Below are 24,765 nucleotides of genomic sequence, written 5' to 3' on the forward strand. Positions count from 1 at the left end.
CGGGCCTGAAGTCGGTCTCGTTGGTCTTGGCGTCATCGCCGTCCTCCTACCTCGCTGTCTCTTATCAAACGATGGCCAACCGGAGCTGGACTTCTCCCTTCGTGGTAGCCGGTCGGCCATCGTCGCCATTTACTGCGTCGCCGGTGCAGTCCGTTGCCGGCAGAACTCCAGAAGTACTCCCTCAGGTCCGACTGAGTGCAAGGTAAGTCGCCACTGAGCCTTCCCTCAGTAAGGCATCTATCACCCGTTTGGAGTACAGATTCACCGACCTGGCCGCGCTTAAGTCGCGGATCGGCCTCGCCGAACCGTCGCCTCGTGTTAGCTGGGATGCATGACGACCGACAACGTTTCGTACCAACGGCGAGTGAACGATGCCGTCGCGGTGCTTCGCAGCCGGTGGATGGTGTCCGTTTTGACCGCTCTCGCATTGGGCGAAGTGCAGTACACGAAACTGCTTTCCTCGATCAACGAGGAGGCCGCCAACGAAGGTGCCGTCCTGTCCGACAGGGTGTTCACCGACACCCTCAGGAGGGCGCAGGAGCACGGTCTGATCGACAAGAACGGCGAGTCCCGCGGTTTCGGAATGAGTCGGTACAGCCTGACCCCGATGGGACGGGAGCTGCTCCGGGCCGTTCGACCGCTGATCAAGTGGGCCCAGCAGTACCAAGACCAACTTCAGGTCAACGGCACCGCGCCGAAACACCGCAGCTGACGGCCCACGCGGAAGGCCTTTAGTGGTGGACGTCGTCTTGCTGCTGCGCGCTCCGGATCGGTGGATTGCCCACTACCCGGACTCGATCGCGGCCAGCCTGTTTGGCGGAGAACAGTGCGTTGTCCGCGGCCAGGAGCAGCTCCGGCAAGTGCTCTCCGGCGTTGGGGTATCCGGCGACGCCGATGGAGACCGTGAGCCGGAGTTTGTCCAGTGATGCTCCGCTTGACGACTCGTCGAAGCGGAGCTCGCGAATCGCTTTCATGATGCGCTCTGCGACGCGGGTTGCCGTGTCGATGTTTGCCTCAGGAAGGTAGACGACGAACTCTTCTCCGCCGAAACGACCGGCGAGATCCTCCTTGCGCACCTGGCGGCGGATGACCTCGGCAACCGCGCGCAGAACCTGGTCGCCCACGAGATGTCCGTAGGTGTCGTTTACCGCCTTGAAGTGGTCCAGGTCGAGCATCAGCACAGCGACTGGAGTCGTCGGCCGGGTTGCTTTGGCCAATCCCTGTTCGGCGAGGGCGTTCCAGCTGGCGGAGTTGTACAGGCCGGTCTTCCGGTCGGTCGTCGCGGCCTCTTCCAGATGTTTCACCTGGACGCTGCGGTGCAGCACATAGACAGTCGGCAGGACGAGCAGTATCAGCCACGGCCGCCAGACCGCCAGCGCCGCAGTCAACGCGCCGATGCACAAGGTGACACATTCTAAGGCGTTGTCACTCCAGTTGCCCAGCAGTCGGCCCCACGAGCGTTCGCCCTCGGCTAGCCCGATCACGCCTGCCACCAGCACCGAGTTCACGGCCCAGAATGTGCCTATAACAACGACCAGCCCGACGAGCTGCTGCGGGTGATCGGCTTGGAGAAGTCGCTGACCGGAAAGAGCCGCGGCGATGCCGGCCGCTGCATACGCGGACAAGATCATCACTGTGGTGTTGAAGACCGCTCGATACTTGGTGACGCCACTGACCCAGCGCCAGGTTCGCCACCAAAGGTGGAGGTACAAGATCGCGGCGGTGGCTGCGCCCAGGATGGGCGTGGTCAGCAAGGTGACCGCCAGGATCCAGACCGAACTCATGTTCACGTGCGGGGTGTCCGACAGCTGCCGACGCGTCCGCTCGATGTAGCAGGTGGTCTCCGCGGCGAGCAGTCCCAGCGCGAGGAGGACAAGGAAGTGCGCTGGGTTTCCGCTGCTCACGGGGGCCCAGGTGGCCAGCACCACAGTCAGGGCGACGGTGGTGAGTTCAGCGCACACCACGAAGGCGATTACGCGGTGTGGTAGCTCCCACAACGCCCAGTTAGTAGGCCAGGTGGCGCCCTTGGCAGCAATACGTTGCCGCTTCTTTGAGACGTTGTCCTCGCCGGTCATACTGGCTGCACCTGCGTCCGTGGATGTCCTGTCGGTCTCCCATGCCTCGCCAGCACGGGCCGACGGATTGTCCGGGCAGTCCGTGTGCTGGGAGGAGGTGTCTGCTGTGAAGGGTAAGGAGTGGTGATGCTTTCTGGAACGATGTCGCGCTCGCTCCCGGTATCGCTTCGGGAGCGAGCAATTTTTGAGAATATGCCGATCCCCAGCGCGAGCAGCGCGGCCAGCAACCCCGCGCTGGCAACGGCGTGAAAGGAACCGATGGCTTGGGCGACGACACCGCCGACGAGTACTGATAGCCCTTGGGAGCAGTACAGGCAGGTTCCCATTCGCCCCATCACTCGACCTCGGTTGCGATCGGGTACCGCGGCCACGACCAGCTGCTGAGTCTTGATCAAATACGCGGCCATCAAGGCACCCGAGGTTGCCCAGAGCGCGACCGAAAGCGGGAGCCCGGGGCCTACCCCGCAGCCCACGAGCGCCAAGCCCGCAGCTGCCGCCAGGATTGAGGCGGACAGGGGTGACGTCGGGATGCGCACCCGGGTCGTCAACCAGGCGCCGATTGCGCCGCCCGCTGGATCCGCGGCCAGGAGCAGGCCGACCCCAAACGCTGCGCCACCGAGCTGGTTCGAATACGGTGCGGCGAGGCCTTCCGGGACCATATATAGGCCGATCAGGCACACCAACGCGTACAAGCTGGCGAGGTTCGCTTTGCCGCGGGGAAGGTCGACGCCGTGGTGGGCGCCGCGGTCGTCCTCGGTGGTCGTAGTGCTGCGAGCTGCTGCTCGAGGTCGTACGCCCCCGAGAACCAACGCAGCGCTGACAAGGAACGTACCGGCATTGAGCAGCATCCCGAGATGAGGATCAACAACGGCCAGCAGTGCGCCTCCGCATGCGAAGCCGACCAGCTGTGCGGCCGGCGTGCTTGCCTGCCGCAACGCCAAGCCTGCCCCGTAGAGCGCCTCGCCGTGGAGGACCTGGGGGAGAAGCGACATCTGAGCGGCCTTGAACGGTCCGGCGGCGACGCTCAGTAAGGCGACAAAGATCCACAGCGCGGGCAGCGGAAGTCCGGGGACCGCCATCAAGGCCGCCAGGGCCGCGCGAAGGAGATCGTTGACCACGAGCACAGCTCGCCGGGGGAAGCGGTCGGCGAGTCCGGACAGCAGGAAACCGCCGAGCACCGTCGGGATGAACGTCAGCGCGTAGGTCAGCGCGGTCAACGCAGCTGACGAGGTCTGGTTGAACACCACGAGCGACAGCGCGACTCGGGCGACTTGGTCGCCGACTAGCGAAACGAGCTCGGCGCTCCACAACGCCCGAAACTCGCGAATCTTCAGCGGTCGCGTGAAGCCGACCGTCGCTACCTGCGTCACTGCTCCCCCGCCACCCTTGCCTACCACGGGCGCATGCCAGTGGTCACCGTAGGTACCCTGACTATCTACATTAGGTGTCTGCGGGGAGTGCGATGTGGCATTTATCGAGATTCACTCTGAAGTAGTAACGCGGTTACAAGGCGTGTCGAAGGGGCGTGCGTTCACGCCGCGGTGATTCTTGGCCCTCTAGCTTGGCGCAGAGAAGTACAGATCGATGAATCGTTGCAGTGTGGGAAGCTATGCCCAAAGCCGCCGCGTGCCCCTCTGGGGTCACGGTGTCCACGCCCACCACGGATAGTCCGACGACAGCGTGCCCGCGAGCAGACCGTCCCGGATCGCCTCAGGCCGCAGAGACGCGAGGTCTGGCTCGTCTGCCCACCAGGGCATGTTCGGCCGACGAGGATCGAGATGGTCGAGGCCGGTCAGTGCGACATCAAAGAGTACGGCCACTTCGGATGCGGAGTGCCGCCCGAGCTTCGCGGCGTGGTATTCCACAACGGAGCAGAAGTCGAGGTGAGTGATGGTCGCGTCGAGCTGGTCATGCAGGGTTCGCCGAAGCGCGCTTTCGACGGGTTCACCGTCGTTCACCGCGCCGCCGGGCAGGGAATGGCGACCTCTGTCGTCGGCGACGAGCAGGAGCTTGTTCTGCTGGCCGATCAAGGCGTAGGCCATGACGCGAGGCCCTGTGCTGGAGATGGTGCTGTCGCTCATCGTGGTCACCTGTCGGTGGGAGTTCGTGGTGGCGTGCGGATGTCGTGGTCTATCGGGCGCGTTCGTTTTACAGATCAAAGGTGTGCAAGCAGGTCGAGAGGCTGCCAGCCGCGGCTAAGCTGGCTGCGTGCGGCCGTCAAGTCTCGGAGTCGAGCAGCGCGCCGAACTCCGGCTGGGAGTGAAGTCCACTAGTCAACGCGGACAAATTCCGCGATGTACCCGTACGCAGGATTTTCCGGGTCGACCTCGTAGCAGTTCAGTCGCCATCCGTTCGGTTCGGTCAGACGCTCGTTGAGCACGTCCGGCTCGGCGTAGAGTTGATCACGCCACGGGGTCGCGAACTCGCGATAGCGAAGCCGGGTCCGTTCGTGGCCTGGCCAACGTCCGTCATACTTTCGCATCTCCAGTAGTGCACGATTTCGGTCGTTGTTCGGAATGGGAGGTTTGCATCCCTCGCCGATGATGCGTGCGCCCGGCGCGGCAATCGTGTGCAGCATGCGAAGAATTCCCGGCGCGCGTTCGGGGGTTTGAAGCATGCTCAACCCGCATCCGAGTAAAAGCACCGTGTCGAACAGGCCGGGCCGAAAGAGTTGCCCGGCTTCCGCTATATCAGCTTGTATTACTTCATCGACACCTCGCCGTCGTGCTACCTCGACCGCGCCGTCTGAGACGTCCAAGGCCACTACGGGATTGCCGTTCGCTTGGAGGGCTAGCGCGTGCCTGCCTGCTCCGGTGCCGACGTCCAGGACGTGGCCGGTCACGCGATCTATGCCCCACCATTCGATGTCTCGCCAGTCGTCCCGGTCGTGGAACAGATAGCGCGCGCTGTGAATGGTGATATGCCCGTCTTCCCATTCGTGCACGTGATCTGTCTTGTTGTCATCGACGCGGTCGGATTCATATGCGTCACGAATCAGTTCGCCGTACGCGTCACACTCAATCGGTTCGTGTTCGTTAATCATTTTGTCTTCCTCCTTTTTGACGAAACTTGAGTACAAAGGTAGTTCCGTCGGCTCCGCGTGGCCCGTTTAGTGCTGCGGCGGCGCGTCATACCCCGCCCGGCACGCTGAGGCGAGCCAACATCGGCTTCGCGGGCAGGACCTGTTTCCCTGACCTTGTTCAGCTCCTTGGCCAGCGGCCTGACGGCTCGCTCGTCTATCCATTCGACGCCGCAGTGCCTCCTGCATGAATTCTCGACATTCCACCCCCACCCCCAGTTCCAACGGCGGGGCGCGGTCAACTTGCGAAGGTTCATGCTGCTAGCTCGCCAGCTTCATGCTGATTGAGCTATGGCCACTTTCCTTTGTCAGCGATAGTTGCCTGCCGCGGGTTTGGCGTTTACTGGCCGTTCGGATGCACGGTGACTTTGCTGCCCCGCCAAGGCGGAACGCGCTACTGATTGCGGCGAGTTCGACAGACAGCGCGTGGCATGACTCGCACACAAGAAGGTGCTCATCGACGCGCAGCGTCTCTCGCTTCGTCAGCCCGCCTCTGGTCCAGGCGCCGAGCAGCTTAATCGTTGGTTTGCACGGCTTCGCGCTGGCCTCACTCAAGTGCACTTGGAGGTAAGCCTGCCGGAGTCCTTCACGTGCCCGGTACGCCAACGCCGAGATACCATTCGCGGTGAGCCCAAACTCTGGCGCGATGTCGGACGGCGATTTACCTTCGATCTCAGTGCGCCAGAGCACTGACTGCCACCGTTCGGGCAGTTGAGTGAACGCCTTCGAGGCGAGTGCTCGTTCCAGCTCGGCCACCACCGTGTCGTTGAACGGCACGGCAATCAAAACCGAGTTGACAGTCGTCGTAACGTCCTCTGTCAGTTCAACTCTGCGATCATTCCGAGTTTTGTCGTAAGCCTTGTGGCGCAACACTGTGAGCAGATACGCACGGAAGACCGAGTCGGGGCCGCGGCCCTCACGAAGCACATCAAGCACCTTGCTGAACGCCTCTGAAACGAGATCGTCCTGCTCGGCCATTGAACGAGTCATCTGGCGCGCCAAGTTGTAGGCCGCACGGACGTGGCGCTTGTACAGGCCGCCGTACGCAGCAATGTCACCGTGTCGAACTGCTTCGATCAGCTCTGAGTCTTGATAGACTCGGACTTGACTGGTCGGCGCTGTGATGGTCGACGGAACGGCACGATCACAACTGAGGCGGGAGTAAGGCTCGGCTGGCACGCGTCCTGGGAGGCAGTCAAGAATAGTCAAATCGAATGCATCAGCTCGGGACTCTGAACCAGTGAGAGCTATTCGGTTGCCGGAGTTTTCAATTGTCGTACAGCGAAGAAGACTGCGCCATCCCTCCGGCTCGTCAAGGTAGCCGACAAGTCGAGTAACCATTTGCACACCCCACTTCTATTTTTTGCTAAAATTGGCAGTCGCGTGGATCGGCTGATTCGTCTCAGAAGATCGGGCGCCCTTCGTTGGGGACAAGGGGGATAACGGCGGTGCGTTCTACTGGGCCTTCCGGGGGCGTGTGCCGATAATCCGTCGCGAGTTCGTGCCTTCCGGGCTCGGGTGGCGCGCTAAGTAGCGATACGGAGAAGGCGGGGAACAGGGCTGCCATCGCACGTACGCAGCACAATGGACACAAGTTATCCGGTACCGGAGGCCGCTGTTCCCATATTTCTTCGATGGGGAGCCCGCACAGGGCGAGGCATTCATTGTTCGGCCAGACGACATGTACCCGGCCCGCATAGTGATCCCCGGTTCCGCCTTGTTGGTTGGTTCCCCAATACAACAAAGTATTCGGCTCTGCTTGCGCCTGCATGGTTCACCGAGCCGGTGCAGTTCGATGGCCGGGCCCACCCTTTTCTGCAAATGCCTGCGCAGGTCGTCGGGAGGCTGCCAGGTACAGCGGGGCACTTCGAGGGACCGGCAAGCATGCAGCGACGCGCAGAGTTGGCGACAATCGAGTAGGCACGAAGGGCCTGGGGTGGCATCGCCAGTCGCTGGCCGGTCGTGACGAATTGCCCGACGCTGCCTGCCGTCCCGTGTCTTCGTGGCGAAAGATGGGAAGGAGTCCAACAGCGTTCGTCGCTAGCCTCGCCGACCACTGTTTGTGGTCACGCGGACCGACTCGACCCGCGTGCTCGTCGAGATAGCCCTCGATATGCAGCGCGACGAGCGACGCCGACACTCCCGGCTCCAGACGAGGCCCCTCGCTATGCTTGATGCCGTTGATCGAGCAGATCTCATTGCTGTTAAACAGTTCGAACGCTACGCGACGGTCAGGCGTGTAGTCGAAGGTCATCGCTGACACTCCGGCCTGCTGAGGGTCGGTACGCCCAGAGTCGACGGAGCGAGCAGGGTCGCAGTGCTCATCGTCGATCCTTCCTTCGGTTGCCTCGTCAATTAGATCGAGGGGCTTGGCATTCGACTGAAGCCGGTGGCCCGACTCATGTCGGGGGATTCTGCGGTGGGCACCGGCGCTTCGGTCCCCAGCGCAGCTGGAAAGATTGGTCACCAAGCGGTCGGTGTCGCCATAACTCTCGTGGTGGCGATCACTGCGGACTGCGGCGGGAAGTCATGCAACTGTTCCGGGACGCGCTCCCACCGCCAGAGCCCGAGACGTTCGTCGCTGGGAGACGGCAGCACGACGTTGTCTCCCGTAGGAGCGACTGACGCCCCAAGCCGGAGCAGATCGGCAAAGACCGTCTCATCGAGCTTGTGACCGGGTCCGGTGATGAAGGTCCATCGCTGAGTCTGGGGGCGGTCGACGACTGGGCCGGCGAGCATGCGAACCCGCAAGCCAGCAAGCACTCGCCGACCGAGTTCGACGGGCATGGTGATCGCCCCCACCAGCCCACCCACCGGCAAGAGGATGCGGTGCGTTGCCGGGTCAACGGCCGCGGGCAGTCGGTATACGTGGTGGTAGAAGGCGCACCGTTCCGCCGGTGTTGAACCCGAGCGTGCGGCAGGGCTATCAGTGGTCGACGTGGTCACGGCGAACCACTTCCTTCGAGTGGACAGGGTGATCAGGCAGCGCGGGTTGTGCTGCGGGCTGACGCCGGCGACCATTACCGGCTCGATGAGGAGCGGCTGAGGAGTGCCGGGGGCTGCGTGGCCGGGCGACGGGGAGATCAACGCCCTGGGAGGCGAGGGCGAAGTCCGTCGTCCGCGGTGCCTCGGGGCGCGGGCGCGGAGGGACCTGTTCCTGGCAGCGCCGAACTCGGCACCGCTCGCTCAGGTACCACCAGCCGGCACCGACTCCGGCCACGCAGCCCGCCATGAGAAGGAGCGTCGCTGCGAGCACCAACCCAGACCCCCACGACATCTTGGTAGGGGCTTGTATGGCACTGGGGGCGACCGCGGACCACGCAGCGGCGATGTTAACTTGTGTACTCATCGCTCTGCGCTCCTTTTGGCCTGGGGATTTGATATGCCTACGCCTAGACCATAACTTGTGTACTCAGATTAACTAGGCGACCGTTCGGGTGAATTGCGGACACGCTCCGCAATCAGACACGCTGTGGAGGTGAGAGAGTCCGTGATCCAGCCGCGCCAAGAGTTGCCGCCGGCCGTGATGAAGGTCGTCCTCGGCAACCAACTCGCTAGGCTCCGGGACGCCGCGGACGTCACGCAGGAACGGTCGGCTGAAGTCCTCGGATGCACACAACAGAAGATCGCCCACATTGAAGGTGGAAGCGGGATCCAGCTGACCGAACTGAACGCCCTGCTGGATCTCTACGGCGCCAACGAAGCCGACCGGGACTACACCCGTGACCTCCAAGCCGAGAGCAAGCACCGCACGAAGCGCGGAGCGTTCAGCACCAGGTTCCGGCAGTACCTCCGGTTGCTCGTCGACATGGAGCCGAGCTGCAACCGATACTCGGCGTACCAGGCGTTGGTCATCCCAGGGCTGCTGCAGACCGAGGACTACTCGCGCACGAACGCGCGGGCCTGGCGGCCCTCGCTGTCGGCGAAGGAGATCGAAAAGTATGCCGCCGACCGCATGGCCCGGCAAACCGTTCTGGACAACGTCGACCAGAAGTTCTGGTTCATCATCGACGAGGCGGCCCTGCGCCGGACGGAGGGCGGCCCGGTCATGAAGGCCCAGATCACGAAGCTCGTCGAGACCATCGACCGACCAAACGTCGAGCTCCAGGTCGTGCCGTTCAGCGTCGGCTACTACATGGGGCAAGGACACGACTACACGATCTTCGGTTACGACACGAAGCCGACGGTTGACATCATCTACCTGGAGCAGCATGACGGCGGGGAGTACGTCGACAACAGCAAGCGGACCGCGCGGTACTTGACCCTGTGGGAGCACCAGAAGGCGGCGGCCAGCGGGCCCGAGCAGACCAGGCGGACCCTGTTGGAAATCGCCGCATCGTTGTAGCTGACCTGCGACTTGAGACCGGAAGGGCACGAAGAAGCAGATGGACATTCAGGACACCCACAAGCGCCACCTCGACACCAACTTCGCCGAATGGCACAAGTCGCCCCTGAGCAATCCTCCGGACAACCAGTGCGTCGAGGTGTCGTTCAGCAGCAACGCCGTCGGGTTGCGGGACAGCCGGAACCCGGACGGGCATGTGCTGGTCTTCGACCATGGGGAGTGGGAGGCGTTCCTTGGCGGCGCCGCGAGTGGAAGCTTCAACCTGCCGAAGATCCCGTAGTGCGCACGGGCGGCGATCCCGTCGTCGCCCGCAACCCAGCACCCGTTGGTCTTCAGTCACTGTCGTCGGCATCCCTGCGTTTGCGCTGGTAGCGGTCCACTGTTGATTGAACCCCCGCTCGCGGCGAAGGACTACCGCCCAGGAGCCGTCCAGTGCCCGTCCGTATCCCGGCCAGCGTCGCGCCCGGCTACGTCAGCTCCTACCCTCGGGTAAGGCGAGTTCACCAGGTCGACCAGAGGAGGACGCGGTGGGAACACGTCGAACGTCGACGCCGAAACACCCTACGAACACGCGGCTGAGGTGGCAACGGCTCCAGCGCGGCTGGAGCCATCAAGAAGTCGTCGAACAGATCAAGCGGAGCATCGAGCAGGCCGACGAGGGTGAGGCCGGCCTGAACGCTGACATGGTCGGACGATGGGAAACGGGCGGTCGTAAGCCGGACCCGCGGTACAAGAAGCACCTCGTGCTGGTCTTCGACCTTCCGGCCAGTGAGCTCGGTCTGCTCTCTTCTGAGGAGTTGGCGCTGTGTCCGGCTGATCCGGTCGTACCTGCGCCTACGACCAACGTCATCATGGACGAGCAGCTCATCGACGTCGTGGTGAAAAAGGTGATGCTGGTGCTGCTGGGAGGCAATGCTGAGTTCGGCCGGCCCGTGTTCTTAAAGGGCCTGCTCGGGGCGAGTCTTGCAGCGCTGTTCTCGAATGGCGTCGCGATCCCCGATGGTGCCGAAGCACTGGCTGCCGAACAGCGGACGCGGTTGGACCGGCAGTCCGTCGACGCCTTCGCCGCGATCACCGCCTCCCATCGTGACCTGTACTGGACGACCGCAGCGGCCGAACTCGTGCCGTCCGCCACGGCGCACGTCCACCTCGGCACGGGCATGCTGAAGTCGACCTCCGACGCCGAAGGGCCGCAGGCACGACAACTGGCATCCGCCGTCGCCGAGTCCTCGCTCCTCGCCTCGCGACTGTTGTTCTTCGACCTGGCCCAAGGGGACGCTGCTGAGCCGTTCTTCCAGCTTGCAGACGATGCGGCGAGCACGTCGCAAGATCACGCCCTGGCAGCCGCTGTGTTGGGCCATCGCGCGTTCGTGCCCGGCTTCGCCGGCCAGCTGCAGCCGGCCAGCGACTACCTCTCGGCGGCGCATGCGCACGCACGCTACGGTGCGGGCCCTTTGCTGCGTTCTTGGCTCCACTGCGTTGACGCCGAGGTGTCCGCCCGCGCTGGGCAGCCGAGGGCAAGCCTCACTCGTATCCGCTCTGCCGAAGATGCGCTCGTGACAGCCGGAACCAACCCCACGTGGCTCGACTTCTTCGATTCCTCGCGGCTCGACGGCTTCGCCGGCAACGCCCTCCTGCTGGCTGGCCGAAACCGCGAAGCATCAGGTCGGCTTCAGAACGCGCTAGACAACCTCGCCGAAACCGCGACGAAGCAGAAGGCCGTCCTGTTGTTCGACCTCGCGGCGGCATATGCATCCACCGATGCCGAACATGCTGTCGCCACCGTTCGACAGGCATGCGACCTGGTTGGTCAGACCCCGTACAGCACAGCATTACAACGGGTACCCGACGTTCGCGCAGCTCTGAGCGCCACGCCCTACGTTGACGAGCTGGACGAGCGAGTCCGGGCGTTGAGTGGCCCTGTCCGCGAGGCGTGATCAGCTGTGCTCGGCGTTGTGGGCGGCGACGCGAGCAGGTAGTTCGGCCAGCCCAGCCAGGTGGAACAGGCAGCGCTGCTCGACCTCGGGCATGCGGAGGATGTGCCCCCACGGCCCGCGGCGGACGCGTGCTGTCGATATGCCGGCCTCTTGAGCGGGGCGAACGTCGTTGTCCAGACGATCGCCGACGTACAGCACCGAACTCGCAGCCACCCCAGCCTCCTCGATGACCCGATCGAAGAAGCCCGGTGCTGGCTTCTCCACGCCCCAGCCGTCGGAGGTACCGATCACGTCGACCGGCAGTTCCAGCGCTTTGAGGATCTTCTCCGCCCGCGCCGTCTGGTTCCCCGCCAGGCCGACCCGAACGCCGGAATCCTGCAGTTCCCGCAGGCACGGACGCACATCGCTGTAAAGGTTCTCCTCGGTGAAGGACTCCGGCTGGCCGGCGGCGGCCCGACGCTCGCGTTCCACTGCGAGGTCGAAGCCCGGTTTGAAGACCTGGAAGGTCTCCCGGTAGTCCCCGCCCTGAGCGATCACGGCGCCGAAGACGGCGGAAAACGTGTGGCGCGGAACCCCGAGCCAGTCGGCCCACGTCCCGTACTCGCGGGTTTCATCGACCAGTACCTCGCCCACGTCGAAGAAGACCGCTTCGATCCTTGCCACGTGAAGATCCTTCCTGCCTGCATGACGGTCACCGCCATGGTGCCCGACGGGGGTGCCTCGATGCTCGGGAGGAGGCCCGCGGATGCCCAGCGGACGGGTTGTGGACGGTACCTCGTCACGATCTTGGAGTGTTGACTATGCGTCTCGGTTCATGCACGCATCGTTATCGGGGGTGGTCACATGTCGGACATGCGGCGCGCTCGGCCTCAGCGGTCGCCGCGGCCGGCAACCGTGCGTGCCGAGCACGCCGATCCTGGTCAGCGCCCAATCAGGCTGTCGTGAATATGGTCATCGAGCTCGGCCAGAAAGTCTTCCGTTCGCCATGGCCGAAGATCGCGCCGAGCCAGTCGAATCCGCTGTGCGGCGACCCGGCCCCCCGTGGCCGCCGTGATGTCGACAGCCTCGTGCAGGAGATCGACGCAGGCGGCCGGATCGCCAAGGCGCAGCCGCGCGAGCGCCAGATCGGTGCTGACGATGCCGCGTTGGACAGCGTCTCGCGACAACCGCAAGGCAGAGACCGACCGAGCGAGACTGTCGTGTGCGTGGCCCGCGTCGCCCGAGTGGAGGGCACACAGACCATCGAATCCGTTCAAGCGATCAGCGTTGAACCCGCCGTGCGGATCGTCGACGGTCAACTGCTCGACGGTCTTCCAAGCTCGATCCAGGGCAGCAGCCGCCTCGTTGGCTTGACCGGCCCGAGCGCAGATTTCAGCGTGCACGGCGTGGGCGCGAGCTCGAATGGCGTAACTGGCGCCACGGTGAGCGTCGACGGTCGCGGCGCGGGCGATAGTCTGCGCCGCTTCCAGGTCGTCGGTCGCGTGGAGGGTCACCATGGTGTGGCTCGTCTGGACGGAGGCTCGATGGCTTCGGTCAGCGAGGTGCCCGGCCGCCCTGGTTGCATCGGCGTACAGGGCCATCGCCGCCTCGTCGTCACGGGTCTCGAAGGCCAAGCGGCCGGCGAGCGAGTACGCGGCCGTGGCGAGCAGGATCAACTCCTGCCGCGGACCGACCTGGTCAAGCTCCAGCAACCGTCGGCAGGACTCGACGATGGGCGCGAGCTGGAGCTGGAGACGGACGAACGGGGTCGTACCGACCAGCCCGTTGATCGCCGCGACCGAGTCGTGCAGCCGGCTGACGACCTCATGATCGAGCTTCGAGGGATCACGCTGGATGGCGGCGATGGTCGACTGCGTCCCAGGCGACAGCAGCATGAACAGGTCAGCGTTATCGCTTCGTCCGCTGTGGCCGACCAGTTCGACGAGCTGTCGTACCCGCTGAGGCGGCGTTCCGAGATGACGAAGCGCGTCCAGCAGGGTGTCGAAATCAGATCCGGGACCAATCGCCAGGTTGCCGGCTGGGGTTCGCGAATAGAGCTGCGCCAGAAGGAACTGGTAGCGATCGCCGGGCCTGGTTCGGTCGGCGATGCTTTCCCACCGGGCGACGGTGCGCTGGATGCTGGCGACCTGCCTGTTCATCAACGAGGCAACCGCGAGCTGGCGCGCGGTATCCCGCAGCGCTCGGGCCAAGTCAGCCCAAGACCAGCCGCGCCCCTCGCGCAGCTGACGCAGCAGAAGCGCCCCGGACTCCCGATCGGTCGTGGTCACAATGTCCAGTACACCATCCGGACGAGGTCATACAGGCACGACCAGTCGCGGTTTGCACTGCTCGGCTGCGTAGTTCACGGTGTACCAGGTGCCGCTGGTCGGTTCGGTGCCTCGGGGGAAGCCGATCACGAAGCCGCTGCGATCGACCATCCACCGGTTACGAGCGTGATAGGCCGCAGTGCCCAACCGGTCGGCGCCCAACTCCACGATCTCGACGAGTCGGCCCACGTTCTGCCATCGGCGGATCGACGTCACAGCTGCTGCCGGTTGGTCGGCCACCGCGCAGGGCACCACGACGGTCAGCGACGCTTGACTGCGCTCGGCCAGCCAGTCCAGCGCGGCCGTGTCGATGCCGGCGGCGCCTCCGAGGTAGAAGTGAGCATCCGGGGCAGAGAACGGCCGGAGGTAGCCGTCGAACAAGTAGGGAAGCTCAGACTCGACGGGGATCGAGCGGGTACCGGTGATCGTCACGTGTCGAGCCACGCTCGCCTGCTCCTCCGCGAATGTCATCGAATGTCATCTACCCCCGTCGTACCTGGTCACGATCTCATGGACGCACCGGCCGCGGCGAGGGTCGCCCCCCGACCTCGCCGCGGCCGGTTGCCCATCCCAACGACGACCACGGTGATCACCATGAGCCTGCTGACCACGATGAACCGCCTGACGATCAAGAACGGCTGGTCCAACGCGGTTGACAACATGCTCCACCAGCTGGTCGACGACGGCTTCGCCTTTCACCTCTGCGGGGAGCGCCTGGACCCGGTGGCTCTGGTTGCTTCCTACCACTTGAGGGGCCACGTCGACTTGCTCACCATCACGGAGTCGGACCGCGTGACCGCCGCGCGAGCCCTCCTGGAGCCAGACTTCGACGTCTTCAACCCCGGCAACGTTGTCTGGGCTTTCGGCAACGAGGCTGAACCGACCCTTCGGGCTTTCCTGAACTTGAAACACCCCGACCACCCCGACCATCCGAGTGCAACGACGGAGCCGCCGAAGTTGATGATCGTCCCGGCTCGCCTTCAGCGCCCGATGACGTTCAGGTCCCCGGAGTCGGGGAAGGCCGGCAACCGTGCACGCCGGCTGGAGACCGCACTCGCGAGCGAGCTCATCGCCATGGATGCAGCCGGACTGGTGGACCGCGAGGTAGGCCGTGAAGGTTCTCACGAACCGGCCGAACACTCCGCATCTGGATCTGCCGCGTGACCATCACTTTGCCCGACGCGTTGACATCCGTCTCAGCACAAATGCCCGATCCTTGGGCTACCGGTCAAGTCGATCTGTACGAGAGGGAGCTGTCTCAACACTTTGGCACCGCCGAAGCGATCGCCGTGGCGAGCGGCACCGGAGTGAGCGCCAACAGGGCGACAACCGCAACGACGCCCCCGAGGGAGATTCTCCTTTGCGGCGGCGGCATCGACAGCTTCGTCGCGTGGCACTACCTCGGCAAGCCGCAGGCGCTCTACTTCGACCTCGGCGACCGAAACCGTGATCAGGAGTACCGAGCCCTCGACACCCTCGCGCGTCGACACGGCATCAGGTTGCCTGTGAGCCGCGAGCTCGACTTGGGGTCGTGGGAGTTGCAGGACGGCGTGATCCCGTTGCGGCATCTACATCTCGCTGTCCTTGCGTGCCACCGCGCAGACACCGTCTGGTGCATCGCGGTCAAAGGAAACCTCGGCGCAGACAGGAGCTCCGCGGCGTTCGAGCGGCTCTCGAAGCTCATCTCCGAGGTGGCCGGCCGTGATATTCGAATCGACAGCCCGTTCCGGGACATGACTAAGACTGAGGTGGTCCACTGGTACGTCGACCAGTCGCTGCCTGTCGATGATCTCCTGCAGGTTCAGCAACTGAGGTCGCCCGGCCAACACGTTACCGGCGCCACCGCGTTCCTGGCAACGATCTGTGTCGGCATCGGTGACAACGACACGGCAGACATGGTCGCGGAAAGGGCATTCCCGTCATCCCGTGATGCTCGGTCGTGGGTTGAACAAGAACTTCCGGTCGCGGAGTTCCCTATATGGGTAGCCAAACGCCCCCGCGGAACGGCAGGCGCATTCCTGTTCGGCGCGGTTCAGCGCGGGCATTATGTGCCGACGGCGGAGGGGCAAATCGCTTGGCAGGTAGGAGAAAGCTCGACAGATGACACGGAGGCGTACTTGGTCGATGGGCAGGTGCGATGGCGTGGTGCTCCAAACGCGGTGGTGTGACAGGTGGGGGGCGTCCGCGAGGTTCTCGCCGTGATCGTTGCGGCTGACAGCCCGGTCGGTCGAGTGAGCCAAGCAGTCGACGACCTGGCGGCGCATCTGCCGGCGCCGGATCAGCCGCGGGCGTGCCCTTTGTGCTCGGCTCAGTCTTGGCCCTGTGCTGGGTTCGATGACGCGGCCCACCGTGCATTGGCTGCCGGCCTGCGACTCAGCGACCTAGTGCCGCTCGACTTGCACGAGCGCCTGTGGCCACGAAGGAGGCCACCGTCACCACCGACATCACCGCGGGACACCGGCAGTTGGTTCGATCGGAAGGAGCAGGATCGATGAAACGAGCCCTGCGGTCCCCACTCGACTCGCACGAACGCCTGTGGCCGCCGAAAAGGGCGCGAACGCCACCGTCCTCTGCCCAGAACCTTGGCGGTTGTTGGTTCGGCCATGAGGAGCAGGCTCGATGACAACGACGAGTCGCCGCGTCGTCGTGCGCAGGCGGCGCCCCAACAAACGTCCGCTCGACGTAGCCCAGGTAGCCGGAACCGTGCACCGAGACACGCCGCTGAGGGGTGAGTGGTGGTGAGGCCGCCCTCCATTTCGACGGGATTTCACTCGCGGGTGTGCTGGCGGGAGCGCTCGGCCCACCGCGGTCCGTGAGTGCCACGCCTCGGCCCAATCTCGCTTTGATCCGTCTGGTCGAGGCGTCTGGTGCAGCGAAGAAGTCGTTGGCCTTCAGGCTCAACCAGCTTGCGGAGACCGCTGGTCTGGAGACGCACTACACCCACACCAGTTGGACGAACTGGATGAAGAGGGGGACGCGTCCGGCACAGGCGGTACGCCCGCTTATCGCCCAGGTCTTGGAAGAACGACTCGGGCGGCCGGTCAGCCTGGCAGAGATCGACCTTGATCACGATCCTGGCGTCGACTCAGGCACCGGCTTGGAGTTCCCACGCGAGCTCGGCACCGCCGTGCAAGTCGCGACCAGGTTTTGGAGCCAGGTGGACCGCCGCGACATCCGAGGCCCCGGCGTCGCCGTTGTCAACTACAACACCCCCGTTCGTCGCTGGCTGGCGCTCCCCGTTGACAGCAGCGCAGCCTCGCGGTCACCCGCGGCGTTCCGGCGCGTTGGGGAAGCCGACGTCGTCGAATTGCTCGAAACAGCTGAACAGGCGCGGCAGTGGGATTCGCGCTATGGAGGCGGGAACTGGCGAACGTCGCAGCTGACGGTCTGTCTGAAGGAGCGGGCGGCCCCGTTGCTGCACGGCTCCTACAGCGACGTCGTCGGGCGCCGGCTGTTCACCGCCACGGCGCAACTCGCCCGGCTCGCCGGATGGACCGCGTTCGACAGTGGCGACCACGCCAACGCCCAACGGCACTACATCCAGGCGCTGCGCCAAGCCCGTGCCGCAGGGGATTTCCAGCTCGGCGGCTACGTGTTGACCTGCATGGCCCTGCAGTGCAGCCTCGGCGGCTTCCACGACGACGCGATCGACATGGCCGACAGCGCGTTTCACCGCGTCGGCGGACACGCCACTCCGCGTGTGAAGGGCTTCTTCAAGCTGATCGAGGCCCGCATCTGGGCACGGAACGGCAACGCCCGCATGGCCGACGGCGCCCTCGCCACGGCCGAGCGCCTGCTGGACGCCGCAAGCTCCCGCACCGGGGACGACCCGGCCTGGATCGACTTCTTCGACGAGCATCGGCTCGCCTCCGACGCAATCGAGATCCACCGCGATCTCGGCCGGCCGCGCGAGGCACAACGCTGGAACGAGTTAGCCGCCATGCCTATCGACACCTACGCCAGGGCGTACGCCCTCCGCCAAAGCGTCCTCGGCAGCACCTACCTGCAGGGATACCAGCCCGACCTCGAACACGCTCTGGACCACGGCCACCGCGCTGTGTCCGCTCTCGCCGTTGTCAGCTCGACCCGCGCCGTGGACTACCTTCACGCCCTAATCTCCCGGATGTCACGCTGGCGCACGGAACCCGGCGTGGCCGAACTGACACGTCGAGTAAAGAGCGAAATATATGCAGCCTGAGTACAGAAAGAACCTGATCGTGACAACCTTCGACACATTTATAATCAACCTTCCGAATCCTGCCCTGGTAATTCTGGTCGGCTTGCAGGGGAGCGGTAAAAGCACTTTCGCACACCGACACTTTGCGCCCATTGAGATCCTCTCGATGGATGAGTTCCGTGCCCGAATGTGCAACGACCCAGCCAGTCAGTCAAACAGTTCGCCGGCGCGCAGGCAACTGCTCGACATGCTCCGTCAGCGCCTCCGGAACAAAGTCACCACCGTGGTTGACTCCACGAACCTCCGCAGCGATCAGCGCGCGCAACTCCTCAACATAGCAGCGGAATTTAGGACACCTACGATCACCCTCGTGTTCACCGCCAGCGCGGAGTGGTGTCGAGAGCGCATTGACAGCCGGGCGAGCATCATTCGTGATGACGTCCTCGCCCAGAACGCCGATCTGTTGGATCAGACGCTTCGAGACATCGACGACGAAGGCCATTTCGTAGTGTTTCGTCTCGGCAATGAACAGGTGGAGTCAATCAGGTTCGAGCATGCCTTTCCTGACGATCCTGAACCGGACCGCTGGTTCGAGGTCGAGCAACTCCGGCCGCGCGCATGGGTATTCCGGCACCCTGCTGACGAACTCCGGCGTCACCCCGCGGTTCTCGCCGAGATGCGACCGACCTGGGACTTCATCGCACGCGTCGCCGCCGATATGGCGCTCGGCGCGCGGATTGCGTCGGCGAACACGCAGGCCCGTGCGCAGGTCGGCGCTGAACTGCGCGTACGGCTGCCGCACTGCCTGCCCATTCACCTCGTCGCCAGTCAGACCGGTTGGGAGCGCAAGCCGCCACACGCCAGTTGATTCGTGAGCCCCCTCGTGAGCCCTCCCGCCGCGATCCATATCGCGATTCCATGAGAGCTGGTCACAAGCAGCAACGAAAGGACGGACCCGTGAGCCCCCATCCAGCGAGCTCAACCCGAGTCGCGGTGAGCGACCTGGCTCGGGGACGCTACTGCATCGGAGACGGCAGTTTCTCGTTCGCCGCGGCGCATCACCTCGCCGATCTGCCCGACTTCGAGAACAAGGCTGGGCGACCCCACGGACATACCTTCACCGTCGAGGTCGAGCTCATCGACGCCGAACTGCGGGCACCCGGTTTCGTAGCGGACTACGCCGAACTCGCCCCTGTCGGTGAGTACCTCAAGCGCGAACTGGACCATCGCGACCTCAATGCGTTGTTCACGTTCGACACCACCACCGACGCGCTCGCCCAGCACATCACCGCGTGGTTCCTGGCCCACATGCCGCCCGAGCGTGGGAAGCAGCTCCATGCCATCCACGTCGGACTCAGCTCGGCAACCGGGGCGCACCAGCATGTCGATGACGAGTCCTTCACCTTCGAGGCGGCCCATCACCTGGAGGGCCTGCCGGACGGACATAAGTGCGGCCGGCCTCACGGCCACTCTTATCGGGTGGATCTCCGGCTGGACCCGCAGACGAATCCCCGCCGCCGCGCAAGGCTCCGCAGCTTGCTTGCCGTTTACCTCGACCGTCACCTGGATTACCGCGACCTGAACGCCGTGCTCGCGTTCCAGCCGACGTCAGAACTGCTCGCCGAGCACCTGTACGCCTGCATTCTCGACCAGGCCAGCACCCGAGACGCCGCCGCGGTTCTCGCGGTCCGCGTGTGGGAATCGCCGCGTCGATGGGCGGAGTTCGCTCAGGACGAGCGGAGCGGCCGGTGACGATCACGGTGGCCGACGACGAACTGCTCGTCGCGGAGAGGTTCGGGCCCACCGTCCAAGGCGAAGGCCCGTCGACCGGGCGCCGTGCGGTGTTCATCCGGCTGATGAACTGCAACCTGACCTGCAAGGACTGCGACACCCCCTACACCTGGGACGGGTCCCGCTTTGACCTGCGCGCCGAGGTCACCGTCACCCCGATCGAGGACTTACTGGCCTGGGCGACGGTGCAGCCGGTCGACCTCGTGGTGATCACCGGTGGCGAACCGCTGATGCAGCAGCGCCGTCTCATCCCGCTCGCACGGGGATTGGTGGAGGCTGGACTGCAGGTCGAGGTCGAGACCAACGGGACAATCACGCCGACCGCGGACCTGCTGGCCTGGGTCACACGGTTCAACGTCTCGCCGAAGCTGTCGAGCTTCGGGGCCGGGATGCCGCGGGCGAAACGCATCAAGGCTGGTGTGCTCAACCACTTCGCGGTCAGCGGCCGGGCCGTGTTCAAGTTCGTCGTCACCAGCCCGGCCGATCTCGTCGACATCAGCGACCTCGTCGCCGATCACCACCTGGACCCCGTGTACGTCATGCCCGAAGGCCGCACCGCCGCCGAGGTTGTCCAGCGACTGGCCGACATCGCCGACCCCGCCATCGCGCGAGGCTTTCACCTCAGTACCCGGCTGCATGTGCTCACCTGGGGAGACCAGCGTGGCCGCTGACCGTGCCGCCGGCCGAGCGCAGGCGCCGCTCTACGAGGCCGCCCGCGGTGTGCTGATCACCGTGGAAGGGCTCTGGGGCGCCGGGAAAACCACCACCGCCACCGCACTGGGCGAGCGGCTGACCGCAGCTGGGTTTTCCACCCGTGTCATGCACTACAGGCCCCGCGACGGTGTCACCGCCCGGTTGTCGGACATGCTCGACACCGCGCCACTGCGCCGACGGGACGGCCTCGGTGGCTACGACGCCGCGCACCACGCAACAGTCGACGTCCTGCTGCGGCTGTGCCGGGAGTCCTACAACCACCGTGTCCTCTATCGGCGGGCCCTAGCCGAGCACGACGTCGTGGTCATCGACCACGGCGTGTACTCCAAGCTCGCCTATGCCCTCGCCGTCCTGACAGAACAACACCCGTCGGTGGACCAGGCGACGCTGCTGGCCCAGGTCCACGCGGTCGCCGCCCCGTGGTTCCTGCACCCCGACCTCGCGCTGTGGCTGGACATGCCCTGGCCCCTGGCCCGCGAGCGCGCTATCGACCGCGGCCACGGCGGCGGCAACCCCGGCTCGGTGGAACGGCTGCTGTTTCTGCCGCGCTACAGCCGCGCCTACCGCCTGGTCGCCGACGCCCAGCCCGATCGCGTCCGGCGAATCCGGGCCGGCACCCAAACCACGTCCAGCGTGCTGGCTGAGATCGACGAACTGCTGCGCCCAGTGCTGCACACCGAGACAGGAGCGTTGCGATGACCGCGAACCGGATCCCCGAGGTCCTGCTGTTCTCCGCCGGCCTGGATTCCTACCCCGCCTGGCACTACCTCGGCTGTCCGCCCGGCCTGTACTTCGATCTCGGCCACCGATACGCCGCCCAGGAACGCGCCGCCATCGCCGCGCTCGCCGGCGCCACCGGGATCGAGGTCGAGGTCAGCGACGAACTGCGGCTCGGGGCCTGGGAAGCCGAGGACGCGATCATCCCACTGCGCAACGTGCACCTGGCGATGCTCGCGGCCAACCGCGCGGAGACGGTGTGGTGCATCGGGGTCAAGGGTGATCACACCCTCGACAAGAGCCTCGGCGCGTTCGCCGACATGGACCAGTTCATCGCCCGCTTCTCGGGGCGCCCGGTCCACATCGACAGCCCGTTCTGGGACATGACCAAGACCGAGATCGTCGCCTGGTACCTCGCGCAGAACCTGCCAGTCGAGCACCTGCTGCTGACCTTCTCCTGCAGCCGCACCGACGGCGCCACGGTGCACTGCGGCCAGTGCTCCAGCTGCCTGCGCCGCTGGACGTCCCTGGTCAACAACGGCATCGAGGCCGAGTTCGAGAAGCAGCCCTGGACCTGGGATCGGGTTCGCGAGTTCTACGTCCCGGCCATGCGCGATGGCCGGTACCCCGACCACCGGGCTCATGAGTTCTTCGCCGCGCTGGCCACCGTCGGCGCGGCCGTGGCGAGCTGACAAACCCTGCCGACCCTCGATCGAGGAGCATCTCCATGAAGGCATACATCGCTGCCCCGCTGTTCTGCGACGCGGAGAAAGGTTTCAACCTCCAAGTCGACGCCGCGGTACGCGCCCTCGGCCTCGACACCTTTCTGCCCCAGCGCGACGGCGGCGAAGCCGCCCCCTTGGTCCGCCAGGGCCTGGACGAGGACACCGTTCGGCGCCGGCTCTACGAGCTGGACCGCGCCGCGATCACCGAGTGCGCGATCTTCGTGTTCATCCTCGACGGCCGTGTCCCCGACGAGGGCGGCTGCGTGGAACTGGGCATGGCCCGCGCCTGCGGCGCGGATTGCTTCGGGCTGCAGACCGATTCCCGCCGCTTCGGCGGCACCGACTCCAACAACCTGATGATCGACTACTCGCTCAACGGCGGCATCGCCCGCTCGATCGACGAGCTGAGCACCTTGCTGCGCGCCCACCTCGACGCGCTGACGCCCGTTCCCTGACCAAACCCTCCCGCTTGCCCCCTCACAGATCCGACAAGGAGACTTGCCATGCCCCTGGGCGTCAACCTTTGCTTCGCCGTCAAGCGGATGCCGGAACCGGAACGATGGGCCGCGTTCGTCCGCGAAGACCTCGGACTCGACCGGGTGCAGTTCACCTTCGACCTGCTCGACCCCTGGTGGCCCGACGAGCAGCGCGCCCGCCTGGCCCGCCGGGTACGCGACGCCGCCGCAGCCCACGACCTGATCATCGACTCGTGCTTCGTCGGACTGGCGCACTACGTGCCCAGCGGCCTGCTCGACCCGGACGCCGACGCCCGCGCCGCGGCCCTGACCTGGTGGCAACGCGCCATCGACCTCACCGCCGAACTCGGCGCTCCGGCCGTCGGCGGTCCGCTCGGCACGATCAGCGAGGCCGACGCCGCTGATCCCGACCGCCGAGCCGACCGCCAGGACGAGCTCCTGGATCACCTCGAACGCCTCGCCCGCCGAGCCGCCGACAGTGGAGTGCCCGAGCTGCTGGTCGAGCCGACCCCGATCCTGCGGGAGTATCCGGCCTACATCGACCACTGCCAGGCCCTGCTGAACGCGCTGCGGGAGCGCGGGGTCGGCAACGTCGGGCTCACGCTGGACATCGGGCACGCGCTGTTCCAGCGGCTGCACGGCGTCGACGCCGGGATCGAGAGCTGGATCCACAACCTCGGCTCGCGCATCCGGCAGATCCACCTGGACAACACCGACGGCCACGGCGACCCGCACTGGGGCTGGCCGCACCCGCAGGGCACCTTCGACGTCGGTGCGCTCGCGACCTGCCTGGCCGAGAACGACCTGGCTGACATCTCGGTGATCCTGGAGGTCTACCCGCGGTTCGAGGACAACACCGCCGAGGTGCTGAAGCTGATCACCAGCTCCGTCGAGCACTGCCGCGCCCACTTCCCCGTCGACGCGCAGGTGGTCCGCGATGCTGCCGCTGGCTGACCTGTACCCGCGCGACCGGCTCGCGGTCGAGATATCGCTGTGGTCAGCCGACCTGGCCGACCTCGGCGCGGAGGTCGCCCGGCTGACCCCGTACGCCGATGTCTTCCACATCGACGCCTCCGACACCCGGTTCGTGCCCAGCCCGCTGTTCTTCCCCGATCTCGTCGCGGCGCTGCGCCCGCGCACGCGGGTGCCGTTCCACGTCCACGTCATGGCCGAGCGCGCCCTGCCCTTGGTCGAGGACTTCGCCCGCGCCGGAGTGGACCTGCTATCCGTGCACGCGGAAGCCGACGACGTCGCCGACGCCCTGCACACGATCCACGCGCAAGGCGGGGCAGCCGGCCTCGCGCTGCGCCTGGACACACCCATCGACACCGTGGAGGCGCACCTCGACGACGTCGACTTCGTGGTTCTCATCGGCACGCCGCTGGGCACCAAGGGCACCGCGATGGACCCGGCCGCGCCCGATCGCGTCCGGCAACTGCGGGCGCTGGCCGCCCGCACCGGCCGAGACCAGCTTCGCGTCATCGCCGACGGCGGCATCCGCGAGAACACCGTTCCCACGCTCGCCGACGCCGGTGCCGACGCCGTGGTCGCCGGATCGCTGCTGCTGGGGAGCGACGACCTCGCCGCCACCACCACCTGGCTTCACCGCCAGCGGCATGACTTGGCGTTCGACGGACGGCGCGCCGAGGAGCGAACGTGACACCGGTCGCGGCAGGTCCGTTGGAGAGCTGGGTGGTCAGCGTCGACTTGTGGGGAACGCTGATCACCTACGGCGACCGCGAGGCCGAAGCCGCCTGGCGGATTCGCGAGTTCGAGACCGTGCTCGCCGAATTCGGTCACGACCTACCCGACGACCAGGTCCGTGACGCGATCCTCGCCGTGCGCGCGGACACCCAGCGACGTCAACGCACGACTGGCGAACAACCTCCGGTGCGTGGCCAAGTCGAGCAGATGCTCACCGTCATGGGCCTGTCTCCGGGCACGCGGCTGGTCGATACCCTGCTCGTCCCGCATACCCACGCGGTCCTGCGCGCCTGCCCCGACCTCATCCCCGGCGCGCACAGCGCGCTCTGGGCACTGAGGCAGGCCGGAGCTCGGCTCGTGTTGACCTCCAACACCCTCGCCACTCCGGCGTCGGTGTCCCGGCTCATCCTCGACGACCACGACCTGACCACCGTGTTCGACGCCACCGTCTTCTCCTCCGACGTCGGGCTGGCCAAACCTCGCCGGGAGATGTTCGCCGCGGTCGCCACCGCCGCAGGCACGGATCTGAACCGGGTCGTGCACGTCGGCAACAGCCTGACCACCGACATCCACGGCGCGCTGAACGCCGGATGCCGCGCGGTGCTGTTCAACCCGCGCGGCAAACCCTGCCCCACCGGCGTGCGGGACATCACCAGCCTCGACCAGATGCCAACCGCCGTCCTGGCCACCTGCTCCTGAACCCACGATCCGAGGAACCC

The 24,765-nt window shown here is 65.6% G+C and carries 25 protein-coding genes; 16 read left to right on the top strand and 9 right to left on the bottom strand.

The annotated features are described in order from the left end of the window. The first annotated feature begins 331 nt into the window (after positions 1-331). Positions 332-712, top strand: coding sequence for a winged helix-turn-helix transcriptional regulator (locus tag QMK34_RS26895; RefSeq protein WP_326417219.1), 381 nt, complete (start codon positions 332-334; stop codon positions 710-712). A gap of 19 nt (positions 713-731) precedes the next feature. Here the strand turns inward: QMK34_RS26895 and QMK34_RS26900 are convergent, their stop codons facing one another. The 6 genes from QMK34_RS26900 to QMK34_RS26925 form a co-directional block, all read right to left on the bottom strand. After that, positions 732-2,075, bottom strand: coding sequence for a sensor domain-containing diguanylate cyclase (locus tag QMK34_RS26900; protein WP_326417220.1), 1,344 nt, complete (start codon positions 2,073-2,075; stop codon positions 732-734). Then, on the bottom strand, positions 2,072-3,445 hold the full coding sequence (locus QMK34_RS26905; protein WP_326417222.1) for an MFS transporter: 1,374 nt from the start codon (positions 3,443-3,445) through the stop codon (positions 2,072-2,074). Before QMK34_RS26905 ends, QMK34_RS26900 begins: the two co-directional genes overlap by 4 nt. A gap of 270 nt (positions 3,446-3,715) precedes the next feature. Further along, positions 3,716-4,156, bottom strand: coding sequence for an NUDIX domain-containing protein (locus tag QMK34_RS26910; RefSeq protein WP_326417224.1), 441 nt, complete (start codon positions 4,154-4,156; stop codon positions 3,716-3,718). Between the two features lie 188 nt (positions 4,157-4,344). Next, a complete protein-coding gene (locus QMK34_RS26915; protein ID WP_326417225.1) occupies positions 4,345-5,118 on the bottom strand; it encodes a class I SAM-dependent methyltransferase in 774 nt (257 codons plus the stop codon). 297 nt (positions 5,119-5,415) lie between these two features. Continuing rightward, on the bottom strand, positions 5,416-6,279 hold the full coding sequence (locus QMK34_RS26920) for a sigma-70 family RNA polymerase sigma factor (protein ID WP_326417259.1): 864 nt from the start codon (positions 6,277-6,279) through the stop codon (positions 5,416-5,418). Between the two features lie 1,338 nt (positions 6,280-7,617). Further along, entirely contained in the window at positions 7,618-8,175 is a 558-nt protein-coding gene (locus QMK34_RS26925) for a hypothetical protein (RefSeq protein ID WP_326417226.1), read from the bottom strand. Positions 8,176-8,632: 457 nt separating this feature from the next. Between QMK34_RS26925 and QMK34_RS26930 the strand changes: the two genes are divergently transcribed. The 3 genes from QMK34_RS26930 (at position 8,633) to QMK34_RS26940 (ending at position 11,436) form a co-directional block, all read left to right on the top strand. Further along, the gene (locus QMK34_RS26930) at positions 8,633-9,499 is read left to right on the top strand and encodes a helix-turn-helix domain-containing protein (protein WP_326417227.1); all 867 of its coding nucleotides are present in this window, start codon (positions 8,633-8,635) and stop codon (positions 9,497-9,499) included. Positions 9,500-9,539: 40 nt separating this feature from the next. Further along, positions 9,540-9,779 carry a DUF397 domain-containing protein gene (locus tag QMK34_RS26935; protein ID WP_326417228.1) on the top strand — a complete coding sequence of 80 codons (240 nt, stop codon included), beginning with the start codon at positions 9,540-9,542 and terminating at the stop codon, positions 9,777-9,779. A gap of 247 nt (positions 9,780-10,026) precedes the next feature. Then, positions 10,027-11,436 (top strand): helix-turn-helix transcriptional regulator, encoded by a 1,410-nt coding sequence (locus tag QMK34_RS26940; RefSeq protein WP_326417229.1) that lies wholly within the window; start codon positions 10,027-10,029, stop codon positions 11,434-11,436. Here the strand turns inward: QMK34_RS26940 and QMK34_RS26945 are convergent, their stop codons facing one another. From QMK34_RS26945 to QMK34_RS26955, 3 genes are all read right to left on the bottom strand, one after another. Further along, positions 11,437-12,099 (bottom strand): HAD family hydrolase, encoded by a 663-nt coding sequence (locus QMK34_RS26945; RefSeq protein WP_326417230.1) that lies wholly within the window; start codon positions 12,097-12,099, stop codon positions 11,437-11,439. A gap of 257 nt (positions 12,100-12,356) precedes the next feature. Beyond that, entirely contained in the window at positions 12,357-13,703 is a 1,347-nt protein-coding gene (locus QMK34_RS26950) for a hypothetical protein (RefSeq protein ID WP_326417231.1), read from the bottom strand. Positions 13,704-13,730: 27 nt separating this feature from the next. Next, positions 13,731-14,174: a hypothetical protein gene (locus QMK34_RS26955; RefSeq protein WP_326417233.1), complete on the bottom strand. Its 444-nt coding sequence runs from the start codon at positions 14,172-14,174 to the stop codon at positions 13,731-13,733. A 162-nt stretch (positions 14,175-14,336) separates the two neighbouring features. Here QMK34_RS26955 and QMK34_RS26960 point away from each other — a divergent pair, with 162 nt between their 5' ends. From QMK34_RS26960 to QMK34_RS27015, 12 genes are all read left to right on the top strand, one after another. Then, on the top strand, positions 14,337-14,906 hold the full coding sequence (locus tag QMK34_RS26960) for a hypothetical protein (protein ID WP_326417234.1): 570 nt from the start codon (positions 14,337-14,339) through the stop codon (positions 14,904-14,906). Beyond that, a complete protein-coding gene (locus QMK34_RS26965; protein WP_326417235.1) occupies positions 14,903-15,910 on the top strand; it encodes a hypothetical protein in 1,008 nt (335 codons plus the stop codon). Before QMK34_RS26960 ends, QMK34_RS26965 begins: the two co-directional genes overlap by 4 nt. A gap of 674 nt (positions 15,911-16,584) precedes the next feature. Beyond that, complete coding sequence (locus QMK34_RS26970) at positions 16,585-17,940, top strand: sporulation protein (RefSeq protein WP_326417236.1); 1,356 nt, start codon at positions 16,585-16,587, stop codon at positions 17,938-17,940. Continuing rightward, a complete protein-coding gene (locus QMK34_RS26975; protein ID WP_326417237.1) occupies positions 17,930-18,787 on the top strand; it encodes an AAA family ATPase in 858 nt (285 codons plus the stop codon). The genes QMK34_RS26970 and QMK34_RS26975 overlap by 11 nt, the downstream gene beginning before the upstream one ends. Before the next feature lie 89 nt (positions 18,788-18,876). Continuing rightward, complete coding sequence (locus QMK34_RS26980; RefSeq protein WP_326417238.1) at positions 18,877-19,671, top strand: 6-pyruvoyl trahydropterin synthase family protein; 795 nt, start codon at positions 18,877-18,879, stop codon at positions 19,669-19,671. After that, positions 19,668-20,381: a 7-carboxy-7-deazaguanine synthase QueE gene (locus QMK34_RS26985; RefSeq protein WP_326417240.1), complete on the top strand. Its 714-nt coding sequence runs from the start codon at positions 19,668-19,670 to the stop codon at positions 20,379-20,381. Before QMK34_RS26980 ends, QMK34_RS26985 begins: the two co-directional genes overlap by 4 nt. Next, positions 20,371-21,123: a dTMP kinase gene (locus tag QMK34_RS26990; RefSeq protein WP_326417241.1), complete on the top strand. Its 753-nt coding sequence runs from the start codon at positions 20,371-20,373 to the stop codon at positions 21,121-21,123. The genes QMK34_RS26985 and QMK34_RS26990 overlap by 11 nt, the downstream gene beginning before the upstream one ends. Beyond that, complete coding sequence (locus QMK34_RS26995; RefSeq protein WP_326417242.1) at positions 21,120-21,833, top strand: 7-cyano-7-deazaguanine synthase; 714 nt, start codon at positions 21,120-21,122, stop codon at positions 21,831-21,833. The genes QMK34_RS26990 and QMK34_RS26995 overlap by 4 nt, the downstream gene beginning before the upstream one ends. A 35-nt stretch (positions 21,834-21,868) precedes the next feature. Continuing rightward, positions 21,869-22,321 (top strand): nucleoside 2-deoxyribosyltransferase, encoded by a 453-nt coding sequence (locus QMK34_RS27000; RefSeq protein ID WP_326417243.1) that lies wholly within the window; start codon positions 21,869-21,871, stop codon positions 22,319-22,321. A 48-nt stretch (positions 22,322-22,369) separates the two neighbouring features. Then, a complete protein-coding gene (locus tag QMK34_RS27005) occupies positions 22,370-23,296 on the top strand; it encodes a sugar phosphate isomerase/epimerase family protein (RefSeq protein WP_326417244.1) in 927 nt (308 codons plus the stop codon). Beyond that, positions 23,280-24,002, top strand: coding sequence for a ribulose-phosphate 3-epimerase (locus QMK34_RS27010; RefSeq protein ID WP_326417245.1), 723 nt, complete (start codon positions 23,280-23,282; stop codon positions 24,000-24,002). Before QMK34_RS27005 ends, QMK34_RS27010 begins: the two co-directional genes overlap by 17 nt. Beyond that, positions 23,999-24,745 (top strand): HAD family hydrolase, encoded by a 747-nt coding sequence (locus QMK34_RS27015; protein WP_326417246.1) that lies wholly within the window; start codon positions 23,999-24,001, stop codon positions 24,743-24,745. Before QMK34_RS27010 ends, QMK34_RS27015 begins: the two co-directional genes overlap by 4 nt. Positions 24,746-24,765: the final 20 nt, after the last annotated feature.

Source organism: Amycolatopsis sp. H20-H5 (genome assembly GCF_035828755.1).
Classification (GTDB): domain Bacteria; phylum Actinomycetota; class Actinomycetes; order Mycobacteriales; family Pseudonocardiaceae; genus Amycolatopsis.

Bases quoted from the DNA above. Each gene is read 5' to 3' on its own strand.
- QMK34_RS26895 (WP_326417219.1), top strand. From the start codon at position 332: ATGACGACCGACAACGTTTCGTACCAACGGCGAGTGAACGATGCCGTC.
- QMK34_RS26900 (WP_326417220.1), bottom strand. From the start codon at position 2,075: ATGACCGGCGAGGACAACGTCTCAAAGAAGCGGCAACGTATTGCTGCC.
- QMK34_RS26910 (WP_326417224.1), bottom strand. From the start codon at position 4,156: ATGAGCGACAGCACCATCTCCAGCACAGGGCCTCGCGTCATGGCCTAC.
- QMK34_RS26915 (WP_326417225.1), bottom strand. From the start codon at position 5,118: ATGATTAACGAACACGAACCGATTGAGTGTGACGCGTACGGCGAACTG.
- QMK34_RS26925 (WP_326417226.1), bottom strand. From the start codon at position 8,175: ATGGTCGCCGGCGTCAGCCCGCAGCACAACCCGCGCTGCCTGATCACC.
- QMK34_RS26935 (WP_326417228.1), top strand. From the start codon at position 9,540: ATGGACATTCAGGACACCCACAAGCGCCACCTCGACACCAACTTCGCC.
- QMK34_RS26960 (WP_326417234.1), top strand. From the start codon at position 14,337: ATGAGCCTGCTGACCACGATGAACCGCCTGACGATCAAGAACGGCTGG.
- QMK34_RS26975 (WP_326417237.1), top strand. From the start codon at position 17,930: ATGCAGCCTGAGTACAGAAAGAACCTGATCGTGACAACCTTCGACACA.
- QMK34_RS26995 (WP_326417242.1), top strand. From the start codon at position 21,120: ATGACCGCGAACCGGATCCCCGAGGTCCTGCTGTTCTCCGCCGGCCTG.
- QMK34_RS27000 (WP_326417243.1), top strand. From the start codon at position 21,869: ATGAAGGCATACATCGCTGCCCCGCTGTTCTGCGACGCGGAGAAAGGT.
- QMK34_RS27005 (WP_326417244.1), top strand. From the start codon at position 22,370: ATGCCCCTGGGCGTCAACCTTTGCTTCGCCGTCAAGCGGATGCCGGAA.
- QMK34_RS27010 (WP_326417245.1), top strand. From the start codon at position 23,280: ATGCTGCCGCTGGCTGACCTGTACCCGCGCGACCGGCTCGCGGTCGAG.